This is a genomic window from Geodermatophilus sp. SYSU D00684 (assembly GCF_054050455.1).
The window spans coordinates 118817-131268 of record NZ_JBJGZI010000011.1 but is presented as its reverse complement, the minus strand read 5'-3'; the positions used below and the strand labels follow the sequence as shown (position 1 = coordinate 131268).

The following is a 12452-nucleotide window of genomic DNA, read 5'->3' as shown; positions in this document are numbered from 1 at the left end:
CGAGGCGGGTGCACAGGCCAACCGTTCAGGTGCGCAGGCCCGTGCGCGGCGTCGGCTCGAAGCGCGGCAGCACCTGGGGGACCCGCCGCCACAGCACCCGCTGCAGGAGCAGGGTGGTCACGGCGGCCAGCAGGATGCCGGCGAGGTTGATCCCCAGCTGCAGGGCCGCGCGCCAGAACTCGGCGCCGCCGCCCAGGGCCAGCGACACGGCCATGTCCGCGGCGGCGGGGACCGTCGTCACGGAGATGAAGACGCCGACCAGCGCCCCGCTCTTCGCCGACGTCAGGGACAGCACGCCGGCGATCCCGGCCAGGACCGCCACCACCACCGACCAGTGGTCCGGCGCGGTGATGAACCCGGTCTGCGGGCGGTCCACGGCGAGCACCTCGGGACCGACCCACCCCAGCCCGCGGGCGGCGAGCGCGGCCAGCGCGGTGACCGCGATCGCCAGGGCGAAGCCGACGACCAGCGCGCGGACCGCCGCCCGGGCGACCCCGCGCCGGCGGGCCACCAGGGCGACGGCCAGCCCCGCCAGCGGGCCGAACTCCGGGCCGAGCACCATCGCGCCGATCACCAGGATCGCCGAGTCGTTGACGATCCCGATGCCCGCCAGCAGCGTCGCGATGGTCAGGAACGACAGGTACGCCACCGACAGCGACGAGTCCGCCGCCGTGGTCCGCACCACCTGCTCCCAGACGACGGCGTCCGAGCCGTCGCCCGGCGCGGCCTCCTCCGCCCGCTCGGCGACGGCGGAGACGGCGGTGTCCACGGCCTCGATCGCGATGCCGCCGTCGCGGTCGACGTGCAGCTCGCGCAGCGCCCCGACGAGGGCGTCGGCGGACTCGCGGGCGACGTCGGCGAGGACCAGGTCGCCGGGCGGCTCGACCGAGGCGCCGGGCAGCACGGCCAGGTGCGCGGTCCCGGGGCAGCGGACGAGCAGGTCGCGGACGGCGCCGGTCCGGTCGGGCGGGACGGTCACCCGCAACTGCAGCAGCACGCGCGGTGTTCTACCGGAGGACCTCCCCCCGGAGACGACGGACGCCGCCGGCGAGGGGGTGCCTCGCCGACGGCGTCCGTCGGGGTGGTGCGGGACCGGGCGGTCAGGCCTGGCCGTGGCCGGTGGCGGCCGAGCCGGTGCCCGCGACGTCGTCGTCCGCGGTGCCGACCTCGGCGCCGTGCTCGGTGCCCGGGGCGCCGACCGGCGCCATCGAGCGCAGCAGGATCTGGCTGACGTCGAGGACCTCGACGTGCTCGGCGGCCTCGCCGTTCTGCTTCTTCGCCGTCAGGGCGTCCGACAGCATCGTGATGCAGAACGGGCACGCGGTGGAGATGACGTCCGGGTCGAGGCCGAGGGCCTCCTCGGTGCGCTCCACGTTGATCCGCTTGCCGATCTTCTCCTCCATCCACATGCGCGCGCCGCCGGCGCCGCAGCAGAAGCCGCGGTCCTTGCAGCGGTGCATCTCCTGGGTGGAGAGGCCCTGCACGCTGTCGAGGATCTCCCGCGGCGGCGTGTAGACCTTGTTGTGCCGGCCGAGGAAGCACGGGTCGTGGTAGGTGACCTTGCGGTCGACCGGGGTCACCGGGGTGAGCCGGCCCTCCTCCACCAGCTGGTTGAGCAGCTGCGTGTGGTGGACGACCTCGTACTCGCCGCCGACCTGCGGGTACTCCCGGCCGAGCGAGTTGAAGCAGTGCGGGCAGGTCGTGACGATCTTGCGGGTGCCCGGCACCCGGCCCTCGAAGACGCCGTTGAGGGTCTCGACGTTCTCCTGGGCCATCATCTGGAAGACGAACTCGTTGCCCATGCGGCGGGCCGGGTCGCCCGAGCACGTCTCCCCGGAGCCCAGGACGGCGAACTCGACGCCGGCGGTGTGCAGCAGTTCCGCGACGGCCTTGGTGACCTTCTTGGCGCGGTCGTCGATGGCGCCGGCGCAGCCGACCCAGAACAGGTACTCGACGTCGTAGGGCAGCGGGCCGTCGGCCATGCGGACCTCGAAGTCGACCTCCTTGATCCAGTCCTCGCGGGTGCTGGGGCTGACGCCCCAGGGGTTGCCGCGGTTCTCGAGGTTGCGCAGCATCACGCCGGCCTCGGACGGGAAGTTCGACTCGATGAGCACCTGGTAGCGGCGCATGTCGTCGATGTGGTCGATGTGCTCGATGTCCACCGGGCACTGCTCGACGCAGGCGCCGCAGTTGGTGCAGCTCCACAGGACGTCGGGGTCGATGACCCCGCCCTCCTCGAGGGTGCCGACCAGCGGGCGGTGCGCCTGCGCGTCGTTGGTGCCCTCGATGCGGGCGTAGCCGGAGGCCCAGACCTGCTCGTCGCTGGGCTTCAGGACGTCGTAGTCGGGCGCGGTCTCCGACGCGGTCTTCTCACCGAGCAGGTACGGGGCCTTGGCGTACAGGTGGTCCCGCAGGTCCATGATCACCATCTTGGGAGACAGCGGCTTGCCCGTGTTCCAGGCAGGGCACTGGCTCTGGCACCGCCCGCACTCGGTGCAGGTGGTGAAGTCGAGCATCCCCTTCCAGGTGAAGTCCTCGATCTTGCCGCGACCGAAGACGTCGTCCTCGCCCGGGTCCTCGAAGTCGATCGGCTTGCCGTTCGAGGTCATGGGCTGCAGCGGGCCGAGGGCCGGGGCGCCGCTGGTGCCCTCGCGCTTGAAGTAGATGTTGAAGAAGGCGCTGAACCGGTGCCAGGCCACGCCCATGTTGAGGATCCGGCTGATGACCACCAGCCAGGTCAGCGAGACGACGATCTTCACGAACGCGACGGTGCTGAGCAGGTCGGGGCTGTCGGGCAGCACGGTGGCCAGCAGGCCCGAGAACGGGTGCGACCAGGCCGGCGCGTCGGTGAGGTCCGAGGAGATCTTCAGCGCGCGGATCAGCAGGATGCAGACGCCGACGGTGAGGACGACGGCCTCGACGAAGTAGCCGCGGCCCTCGTTGGAGCCGGCGAAGCGGCTGGTGCGGCCCTGCCGGCGCGGGTGGTCCTTCTGGCGCCGGTAGATCAGGTACAGGATCCCGACGATCGTGCCGGTGCCGATGACGTCGGCGAAGAGGTTCCACAGGCTCCACTCGCCGATGAGCGGCAGGTGGAAGGCCGGGTTCCAGACCTCGCCGAAGGCCTCGACCAGTGTGAGGAACAGGCCGTAGAAGCCGACGAAGACGAACCAGTGGGCGGCGCCGATGGCCGACCACTTGAGCATCCGGGTGTGGCCGAGCGACTCGACCACGAGCGTCTTCAGCCGCGGGCCGACCGGCCCGTTCCGGCTCGAGTCCGGCTGGCCGGTGCGGATGATCCGCACCATGGCGCGGACGGCCCGGTAGGCGAGGACGACCGAGACGATGAGGAACAGCACGCTGATCGTGCCGAACACGATCTGCAGGGGGCCCGTCATGATTCCCTCTCCCCACGCCACGCGGCGTCGGTTGACTCCGTCCGCACCGGACGACGAGAAGGGTCCCGCCGCCGTCTCCGGCCCTGGGGACCGGGGGCGGATCACGCGCGGGCGGCAGTGCCCACGCAGCCCAGCACGATAGCCGGGGTGCGCTCAGGTTACTCGGCAGTAACCAGAGGCGCGGAGCCCCGATCCGGGGCGGCCCGATGGTGCTCTCCGCCCACCGGTCGGCGTCCTGACGTGCGGTTTCGTGACGCGCCGGTGTCGCTGGAACACGACGAGGGCGTGTTTCCGGACGGGTTCCGGCCGGCCGGTGAGTGCCGGGGCTCCCGCCGCCGGGACACGCCGCGGTCACCGCGTCCCGGGCCTGATCCGCGCACGCCCCACCACCGACCTCGCCGTGCGGTGCCCGACCCCCCTGCGGCGCGAGGTCGGGCACCGCGCGGTGAGGACGGGCGGGCGGGGACGCCACTCGACGTCGAGCACCCCTCGGGAACACGGCCGGGAGGGCTGCCGTTAGGGTGGGCAGGAAAGTTGAGCGGACCCCGCGCAAGGCAGGCGGTCCCTCGACCGACCCCCACGACACCCAGCACCACCCGAGCACACGGAAGAGGAGCCAGCTCCATGGCACGAGCGGTCGGCATCGACCTCGGCACCACCAACTCCGTCGTCACCGTCCTGGAGGGCGGCGAGCCGACGGTCATCGCCAACAGCGAGGGCTCGCGCACCACGCCCTCGGTCGTCGCGTTCGCCAAGAACGGCGAGGTCCTGGTGGGCCAGTCGGCCAAGAACCAGGCGGTCACCAACGTCGACCGCACCATCCGGTCGGTCAAGCGCCACATGGGCACCAACTGGCAGACCGGCGAGATCGACGGCAAGAAGTACACGCCGCAGGAGATCAGCGCCCGCATCCTGCAGAAGCTCAAGCGGGACGCCGAGACCTACCTGGGCGAGCCGGTGACCGACGCCGTCATCACCGTCCCCGCCTACTTCGAGGACGCGCAGCGCCAGGCCACCAAGGAGGCCGGTGAGATCGCGGGCCTCAACGTCCTGCGCATCGTCAACGAGCCGACCGCGGCCGCGCTGGCCTACGGCCTGGACAAGGGCGAGACCGAGCAGACGATCCTCGTCTTCGACCTCGGTGGCGGCACGTTCGACGTCTCGCTGCTCGAGATCGGCGAGGGCGTCATCGAGGTGAAGGCCACCGCCGGTGACAACCACCTCGGCGGTGACGACTGGGACGAGCGGATCGTCAAGCACCTGGTGCAGACGTTCAACGCCCAGAACGGCATCGACCTGTCCAAGGACAAGCTGGCCATGCAGCGCCTCCGCGAGGCCGCCGAGAAGGCCAAGATCGAGCTGTCTGGCGCGCAGTCGACCAACGTCAACCTGCCCTACATCACCGCCGGCGCCGAGGGCCCGCTGCACCTCGACGTCACGATGACCCGCGCCGAGTTCCAGCGGCTCACCCAGGACCTGCTCGACCGCACCCGCGCGCCGTTCAACCAGGCAATCCGCGACGCCGGCGTCTCCGTCGGCGAGATCGACCACGTCGTCCTGGTGGGTGGCTCGACCCGCATGCCGGCCGTCACCGAGCTGGTCCGCGAGCTGACCGGCGGCAAGGAGCCCAACAAGGGCGTCAACCCGGACGAGGTCGTCGCCATCGGCGCGGCGCTGCAGGCGGGTGTCCTCAAGGGCGAGGTCAAGGACGTCCTGCTGCTCGACGTCACCCCGCTGTCCCTCGGCATCGAGACCAAGGGCGGGATCATGACCAAGCTCATCGAGCGCAACACCACGATCCCGACCAAGCGCTCCGAGATCTTCACGACGGCCGACGACAACCAGCCGTCCGTGCAGATCCAGGTCTTCCAGGGCGAGCGCGAGATGGCGATGTACAACAAGAAGCTCGGCATGTTCGAGCTGACCGGTCTGCCGCCGGCGCCCCGCGGGGTCCCGCAGATCGAGGTCGCCTTCGACATCGACGCCAACGGCATCGTGCACGTGTCCGCGAAGGACCTGGGCACGGGCAAGGAGCAGTCGATGACCATCACCGGCGGCTCGGCCCTCCCCAAGGAGGACATCGAGCGGATGATGCGCGACGCCGAGGCCCACGCCGAGGAGGACAAGCGCCGCCGCGAGGAGGCCGAGACCCGCAACCTCGCCGAGTCGCTGCAGTACCAGACCGAGAAGTTCCTCGCGGAGAACGGCGAGCGCATCCCGGCCGACAAGAAGGAGGAGCTCGGCGAGGCCCTGACCGAGCTGCGCTCCGCCCTCGGCGGCTCGGACATCGCCGCGATCAAGTCGGCGCAGGAGAAGGTCGCCCGCGTCTCGCAGGAGGTCGGCGGCGCGCTCTACGCGCAGCAGGCCCAGGCCGGTGCCGGTGACGGCGCCGGTGCCGCCGGTGCCGCCGGTGCCTCCGGTGACGGGTTCGGCGCGTCGGCCCCGTCCGGCGACGACGACGTCGTCGACGCCGAGATCGTCGACGAGGACTCCGACCGCCGATGAGCCAGGGGGACGAGCAGCCGCGGGTCGTGATCCGGGACAAGCGGCGGATCGACCCCGTCAGCGGTGAGGTGCGGACGCCGGCCGGCGAGCAGCCGGCCGGCGTCCCGCCCCGCCCGGCTCCGGCACAGACACCGGCCCACCCATCGCCAGGGGAGCAGATGACCGAGAACCAGACCGCCGTCCCGGAGGCCCCGGCCGCGCCGGTCGGCGACAGCGCCGCGGACGGCGACCTGTCGCGCCAGCTGGCCGAGCGCACCGAGGACCTGCAGCGGGTCACCGCCGAGTACGCCAACTACCGGCGGCGGGTCGACCGGGACCGGCAGCTCGTCGTCGACCAGGCGGCCGAGCGGTTCGCCGCCCAGCTGTTCCCGATCGTCGACGACATCGAGCGGGCCCGGGACCACGGCGACCTGACCGGCGCCTTCAAGGTGGTCGCCGACCGCGTGCTCGGGCTGCTCGACGGCCTGGGCGTGGAGGCCTTCGGCGTCGCGGGCGACCCGTTCGACCCGGCGCTGCACGAGGCCGTCCTGCACGACACGTCCGACCAGGTCGCCGTGCCGACCGCGACGACGGTCCTGCGGCAGGGTTTCCGCCGGGGCGAGCGCGTGCTGCGCACGGCCATGGTGTCCGTGACCGAGCCGGCGGGCGGCGCGGCCGCCCCCGAGCAGGAGGCGGCCGGCGGCGGCGTGCCGGGGGAGACCCCGGCCGCCGGCTGACCGGTCGCCACCAGACGCAGAGAGGAGGCGTCCGATGAGCACCCGGGACTTCATCGAGAAGGACTACTACGCCGCGCTGGGCGTCTCCCAGGGCGCCGACGCCGCGGAGATCAAGAAGGCCTACCGCAAGCTCGCCCGCGACCTGCACCCGGACAAGAACCCGGGCAACACGCAGGCCGAGGCACGCTTCAAGGAGGTCTCCGAGGCCTACGACGTGCTGTCCGACCCCAAGCGGCGGGCCGAGTACGACGACGCCCGCCGGCTGTTCGGCTCCGGCGGCGCCGGGGCGCGCGCCGGGTTCCCCGGGGGCTTCCCCGGTGGGGCCGGCGGCGGTCAGCCGTTCGACCTGGGCGACCTCTTCGGCGGCGCCGGGGGCGCCGGGACGCGCGGCGGGGGCGGCGGGCTCGGCGACCTGTTCGGCAACCTCTTCGGCGGTGGCGCGCCGGGCTCGGCCCGGGCCCGCTCCCAGGCGGCGTCCGGGCCGGCCCGCGGGCAGGACGTCGAGACCGAGGCGACCCTCTCGTTCGAGGAGGCCGTCCTCGGCGTCACCGTGCCGCTGCGGATGCAGAGCCCGGGCACCTGCCCGACCTGCGCCGGCAGTGGCGCCCGCCCCGGCACCGCGCCGCACACCTGCGAGGTGTGCGGCGGCGCCGGGGTCACCAGCCGCAGCCAGGGCGCGTTCGCCTTCTCCGAGCCGTGCCGCAACTGCCGCGGCACCGGCCAGGTGGTCGACGACCCGTGCCCGACCTGTCAGGGCGACGGCGTCACCACCCAGACCCGCACGATCACCGTGCGGATCCCGGCCGGCGTCAAGGACGGGCAGCGGATCCGGCTGGCCGGCAAGGGCGCGCCCGGACGACGCGGCGGACCCGCCGGCGACCTGTTCGTGGTCGTGCACGTCAGCGAGCACGAGCTGTTCGGCCGCAAGGGCGACGACGTCACGATCACCGTGCCGGTCACCTTCCCGGAGGCGGTCCTCGGCACGACGCTGACCGTGCCGACCCTGGACGGCAACGTCACGCTCAAGGTGCCCGCCGGCACCGCGAGTGGCCGCACGCTGCGGGTCCGGGGGCGGGGCGTGCCCGGCCGCGGCCGCACCGGCGACCTGCTGGTGACCGTGGAGGTCGCCGTCCCGAAGCGGCTCTCGGCCGAGGCCGAGCGGGCGGTGAAGACCCTCGACGCCGAACTGGGTGACCCGCGCCCGCAGATCACCGCGGCCACCCAGCGCAACGCCGACCGCGGGAGCACCCGGTGAGCGCCGCGGGGACCGAGGGCCGCGACCGCGCCGACGCGAGCCGCGCCGTCGCCGACGACGCACCGGTCTTCGTCATCTCCGTGGCCGCGCAGCTGGCCGGCATGCACGCCCAGACGCTGCGCCAGTACGACCGGCTCGGCCTGGTCACCCCTGGCCGCACGGCGGGCGGCGGGCGGCGCTACAGCCCGCGCGACGTCGCGCTGCTGCGCGAGGTCCAGCGGCTGTCCCAGGAGGACGGCGTCAACCTGGCCGGCATCAAGCGGATCATCGACCTGGAGTCCCAGGTCGAGGCGCTGCAGCAGCGGGTGCACGAGCTGGTCGCCGAGCTCGAGGAGTCCGAGCACCGGCGGATCGCCGCGGAGACGGCGATGCGCAGCGGCTACGGCCGCGACCTGGTCGGCACCGACCTCGTGCCGGTGCGGCGGCAGAGCACGGCCGCGCTGGTCGTCTGGCGCCCGAGGGAGCCGCAGCGGTGAGCGGGAACCCCGGCGGCGCCGTCGTCGTCCAGGGAGACGTGACCAGCACGCGCCAGGAGCAGCACGAGTCCTTCGTGCGGCTGGAGCGCGAGATCGGCCTGCTGCTGCGCCGGTCGCGGGCCATCTCGGCCCGGCTCGCCCGCGAGCTGCACCCCGACCTCGACGGCGCGGCCTACGGCCTGCTCGCGCTGCTGGCCGACGCCGGCCCGCTGCGCGCCAGCGACCTGGTCGCCCGGCTCGGCCTGGACAAGAGCACGGTCAGCCGCCAGGTGGCCTCCCTGGTCGCGCTCGGCATGGTCGACCGCGAGCCCGACCCCGCCGACGGGCGGGCGCAGGTCCTCACCCCGTCGCCCGAGGGCGCGGCCCGGCTCGCCCGCATCCGCGACGCCCGCCGGGAGCGCTGGGAGGCCGACCTGTCCGGCTGGCCGGCCGAGGACGTCGCCCAGCTCGGCGAGCTGCTGGCCCGGTTCAACCGGCTCGGTGAGGCCCGCGAGGCGGGGGACGCCGCGGTTACCGCGACCTGACCCGCCCTCCCGCTCCACCTCCGACGGCGCCCGGACCCCTGCGGTCCGGGCGCCGTCGTCGTCTGCGGGGAACACGCCGGGCGGGTGTGCGGTTGTAGACAGCAACCAACTGGATGTATGGTTGTGGTCTGCAATCACCTGGTCCACGAGGACGCCATGCCCATCACCTCCCAGACGCGCGAGCGGCTCACCGCCGGCATCGCGCGCCTCGTCCGGGCCGGCCGGCACGTGTCCGGCCGGGCCGCGGACTCCGTCTACGGGGGGCTGCCCTCCTTCGGCTGGGCGCTGCTCGTCCCGCTCCAGCGCGACGGCGAGCAGCGCTGCAGCGCGCTGGCCGTGCAGGCCGGCGTCGACGTCTCGGTCGCCAGCCGTCAGGTCGCCGCCCTCGAGCGGGCCGGCCTCGTCGAGCGCAGGCCCGACCCGGACGACGGCCGCGCCAGCCTCATCCGGGTCTCCGCCGCCGGCGTCGCCGCCCTGGCCCAGACCCGCGCGCTGCGCTCGGAGTGGGCCACCCGGGCCCTGGCCGGCTGGGACGAGGCCGACGCCCACCGGCTCACCGAGCTGCTGGAGCGGCTGGCCGACGACCTCGACCGCGCCGCGCCATCGGCCGCGGTCCGCGCCTCCTCCGCCGGCTCCCCGCACGCCGTCGGGGCCGCCTCGTGACCGCCACCCGCCCGTCCGGGCCGCCGTCCACACCCGCACCCGCACCGACCAGGAGCACCGTGACCGCCACCCGCGAGCCCGCCGTCGCCGCCCCAGCGGCGGAGGCGCCCGCCGAGCAGCAGGGCCGCATGACGCACCGGCAGATCCTCGAGGCCCTCTCGGGGATGTTGCTGGCGATGTTCGTGGCGTTCCTGTCCTCGACCGTCGTCTCCAACGCCCTGCCCACGATCATCACCGACCTGCGGGGCAGCCAGAGCCAGTACACCTGGGTCGTCACCGCGACCCTGCTCGCCTCGACGGCGTCCACGCCGATCTGGGGCAAGCTCGCCGACCTGTTCAGCAAGAAGCTGCTGATCCAGATCTCCATCGTGGTCTTCATCGTCGGCTCGATGCTCGCCGGCCTGTCCCAGTCGGTGGGCACGCTCATCGGCTGGCGCGTGCTCCAGGGCCTGGGCCTCGGCGGCCTGCAGGCGCTGGTGCAGATCGCGATGGCCGCGATGATCAGCCCCCGCGAGCGCGGCCGGTACTCCGGCCTGCTCGGCGCGGTCATGGCCGTGGCCACCGTCGGCGGCCCGCTGCTCGGCGGCCTGCTGGTCGACACCAGCTGGCTCGGCTGGCGCTGGTGCTTCTACGTCGGCGTCCCCTTCGCCGCCGTGGCGCTGGTGCTGCTGCAGCGCACGCTGCACCTGCCGGTGACCCGGCGCCGGGTCCGCATCGACCACCTCGGCGCAGCCTTCCTCACCGCCGGCGTCTCCGGGCTGCTCATCTGGGTCACCCTCGCCGGCGACCGGTTCGCGTGGGCCTCGGTCGAGACGGCGCTGTTCCTCGCCGGCAGCGCGCTGGCGATCGTCGCGTTCGTGGTGACCGAGCTGCGCGCGGCCGAGCCGATCGTCCCGCTGCGGCTGTTCCGCGACCGGACGACGACCCTCGGCATCCTGGCCAGCGTCGCGATCGGTGTGGCGATGTTCGGGTCGACCGTCTTCCTCGGCCAGTACCTGCAGATCTCCCGCGGCTACTCGCCGACGGCGGCCGGCCTGCTGACGATCCCCATGGTCGGCGGCCTGCTGGTCTCCTCCACCGTCTCGGGCATCCTCATCACCCGCCACGGCCGGTGGAAGCGGTTCCTGGTGGCCGGGTCGCTGCTCGTCGTCGCCGGCTTCGGGCTGCTGGCGACCATCGACCACGAGACGGACATGGTGCTGCTCGGCGTCTTCCTGTTCGTCCTCGGCGTCGGGATCGGCATGACCATGCAGAACCTGGTCCTCGCGGTGCAGAACACCGTGGCCGCGAGCGACCTCGGTGCGGCGTCGTCGGCGGTGGCCTTCTTCCGCAGCCTCGGCGGCACCATCGGCGTCTCGGTGCTCGGCGCGGTGCTCAGCAACCGGGTGACCGACCTGATCACCGCCGGCCTGCCGCCGGAGGCGGCCGCGGCCGGCAGCGGCTCGGGCAGCATCGGCCTGGCGAGCCTCGCGGACGCGCCGCCGGCCGTCCAGGAGCTCATCCGGGTCTCCTACGGCGACGCGACCGGCCGGATCTTCCTCGTCTCCGCGGTCATCGCGGTGGTCGCCGTTGCGGCCGTCCTGCTCATCCGCGAGGTGGCCCTGCGCACCGAGAGCGGCGAGGAGCGGCTGGCCCGCGAGCCCCGCCCAGCGCTCGCCGACGACGAGGCGGTCGGCACCACCCGCTGACAGAACGGACGACGGCCCGCTCCCCGGCAGGGGAGCGGGCCGTCGTGCAGTGCGGTCAGGACTCCAGCTGGGCGTCCAGCGTGATGTCGACGGCGGCCAGCGCCTTGCTGACCGGGCAGCCGACCTTCGCCGCCTGCGCAGCCTTCTCGAACCCGTCGGCGTCGAGGCCGTCGACCTCGGCGCGCACGGTGAGCTTGATCCCGGTGATCGTGGCGCCGCCCTGGAGGCCGAGCGTGACGTCGGCCGTGACCTCGAGCGACTGCGGCGTGCCGCCGGCCTTCGCGATCTCGCCCGACAGGGCCATCGAGAAGCAGGCGGAGTGGGCCGCGGCGACGAGCTCCTCGGGGCTGGTGGAGCCACCGGCCTCGTCGGAGGTGCGCTTCGGCCAGCTCACGTCGAAGGTGCCGAGCTTCGAGCTGGACAGCTCGACCTGGCCGGATCCGTCCTGGAGGGTGCCGTTCCAGGCGGTGCGGGCGGAGCGGGTGGGCATCGGGCTGCCTTCCGGTCGGAGGGCGCGACGGCGTCGTCTCGCCGGCGCGCGGGACCCCGCGGCCCTACCCCGGTGGGTTGGGGGCAACCCACCGGCGCGGGTCACACCCCGCGCGGCGCCTCGGTGACCCGCTGGGTCAGCACGTTGAGCGTCTGCTTGAGGTCGGAGAAGGACTCCACGTCCAGGTCGAGCGCGCAGATCATGTCCTGCGAGATGGCGAAGGCCCTGTCGCGCAGGGCCCGGCCGGCGTCGGTGAGGGCGATGGCCACCGACCGCTCGTCCTCGACCCGGCGGTGGCGCGTGACCAGCCCGGCCGCGGTGAGCCGCTTGAGCAGCGGGGACAGGGTGCCGCTGTCGAGCGCCAGGCGGGCGCCGAGCTGGCCGACGGTCTGGTGGTCCTCTTCCCAGAGCAGCATCATGACCAGGTACTGCGGATAGGTGAGCCCGAGCTCCTCGAGCATCGGGCGGTACCGGGCGGTCATCGCGCGGGAGGCCGCGTACAGCGCGAAGCACAGCTGGTCGTCGAGCGCCACGCTCGGGGCGGGGAGGTGCGAGTCCCCGTGCGTCGTCGTCATGACCAGAGTGTAGGGACAACCTGGTCGCGTGGCATGCAGTTGTGTCGGGTGTCAACCCCTCCGGTGCACCTGTTCGGCCACCTCCTGCACCATGACGCAAGTTGAGCGGAACAGACTCAACCCCCGGTCCGTTGGACCGGTCGACAGCGACCCGCGCCGGGAACC

The 12452-nt window shown here is 73.4% G+C and carries 11 protein-coding genes; 7 read left to right on the top strand and 4 right to left on the bottom strand.

The features are described from left to right. Positions 1–25 precede the first annotated feature (25 nt). Both ACI79L_RS10260 and ACI79L_RS10255 read right to left on the bottom strand, forming a co-directional pair. A complete protein-coding gene (locus tag ACI79L_RS10260; protein ID WP_456936684.1) occupies positions 26–997 on the bottom strand; it encodes a DUF389 domain-containing protein in 972 nt (323 codons plus the stop codon). Positions 998–1100: 103 nt separating this feature from the next. Beyond that, on the bottom strand, positions 1101–3395 hold the full coding sequence (locus ACI79L_RS10255) for a heterodisulfide reductase-related iron-sulfur binding cluster (protein ID WP_456936683.1): 2295 nt from the start codon (positions 3393–3395) through the stop codon (positions 1101–1103). Between the two features lie 624 nt (positions 3396–4019). On the opposite strand from ACI79L_RS10255, the gene dnaK reads away from it, so the two are divergent. The 7 genes from dnaK to ACI79L_RS10220 all read left to right on the top strand — a co-directional run bounded on the left by dnaK (position 4020) and on the right by ACI79L_RS10220 (position 11222). Next, the gene (gene dnaK / locus ACI79L_RS10250) at positions 4020–5900 is read left to right on the top strand and encodes a molecular chaperone DnaK (protein ID WP_456936682.1); all 1881 of its coding nucleotides are present in this window, start codon (positions 4020–4022) and stop codon (positions 5898–5900) included. Continuing rightward, a complete protein-coding gene (gene grpE, locus ACI79L_RS10245; protein ID WP_456936681.1) occupies positions 5897–6616 on the top strand; it encodes a nucleotide exchange factor GrpE in 720 nt (239 codons plus the stop codon). Before dnaK ends, grpE begins: the two co-directional genes overlap by 4 nt. Before the next feature lie 34 nt (positions 6617–6650). Next, positions 6651–7871, top strand: coding sequence for a molecular chaperone DnaJ (gene dnaJ / locus ACI79L_RS10240; protein ID WP_456936680.1), 1221 nt, complete (start codon positions 6651–6653; stop codon positions 7869–7871). After that, complete coding sequence (locus ACI79L_RS10235; protein WP_456936679.1) at positions 7868–8347, top strand: heat shock protein transcriptional repressor HspR; 480 nt, start codon at positions 7868–7870, stop codon at positions 8345–8347. Before dnaJ ends, ACI79L_RS10235 begins: the two co-directional genes overlap by 4 nt. Then, positions 8344–8871 (top strand): MarR family winged helix-turn-helix transcriptional regulator, encoded by a 528-nt coding sequence (locus tag ACI79L_RS10230; protein ID WP_456936678.1) that lies wholly within the window; start codon positions 8344–8346, stop codon positions 8869–8871. The genes ACI79L_RS10235 and ACI79L_RS10230 overlap by 4 nt, the downstream gene beginning before the upstream one ends. Before the next feature lie 156 nt (positions 8872–9027). Next, entirely contained in the window at positions 9028–9534 is a 507-nt protein-coding gene (locus tag ACI79L_RS10225) for a MarR family winged helix-turn-helix transcriptional regulator (protein ID WP_456936677.1), read from the top strand. Between the two features lie 59 nt (positions 9535–9593). Continuing rightward, positions 9594–11222 carry a DHA2 family efflux MFS transporter permease subunit gene (locus tag ACI79L_RS10220; RefSeq protein WP_456936676.1) on the top strand — a complete coding sequence of 543 codons (1629 nt, stop codon included), beginning with the start codon at positions 9594–9596 and terminating at the stop codon, positions 11220–11222. Positions 11223–11277: 55 nt separating this feature from the next. Here the strand turns inward: ACI79L_RS10220 and ACI79L_RS10215 are convergent, their stop codons facing one another. Next, a complete protein-coding gene (locus ACI79L_RS10215) occupies positions 11278–11712 on the bottom strand; it encodes an OsmC family protein (protein WP_456936675.1) in 435 nt (144 codons plus the stop codon). A 101-nt stretch (positions 11713–11813) separates the two neighbouring features. Beyond that, entirely contained in the window at positions 11814–12287 is a 474-nt protein-coding gene (locus ACI79L_RS10210; RefSeq protein WP_456936674.1) for a MarR family winged helix-turn-helix transcriptional regulator, read from the bottom strand. Positions 12288–12452: the final 165 nt, after the last annotated feature.

Coding starts and splice junctions, on each gene's coding strand:
- ACI79L_RS10255 (WP_456936683.1), bottom strand. CDS start 3,395: ATGACGGGCCCCCTGCAGATCGTGTTCGGCACGATCAGCGTGCTGTTC.
- dnaK (WP_456936682.1), top strand. CDS start 4,020: ATGGCACGAGCGGTCGGCATCGACCTCGGCACCACCAACTCCGTCGTC.
- grpE (WP_456936681.1), top strand. CDS start 5,897: ATGAGCCAGGGGGACGAGCAGCCGCGGGTCGTGATCCGGGACAAGCGG.
- dnaJ (WP_456936680.1), top strand. CDS start 6,651: ATGAGCACCCGGGACTTCATCGAGAAGGACTACTACGCCGCGCTGGGC.
- ACI79L_RS10225 (WP_456936677.1), top strand. CDS start 9,028: ATGCCCATCACCTCCCAGACGCGCGAGCGGCTCACCGCCGGCATCGCG.
- ACI79L_RS10215 (WP_456936675.1), bottom strand. CDS start 11,712: ATGCCCACCCGCTCCGCCCGCACCGCCTGGAACGGCACCCTCCAGGAC.
- ACI79L_RS10210 (WP_456936674.1), bottom strand. CDS start 12,287: ATGACGACGACGCACGGGGACTCGCACCTCCCCGCCCCGAGCGTGGCG.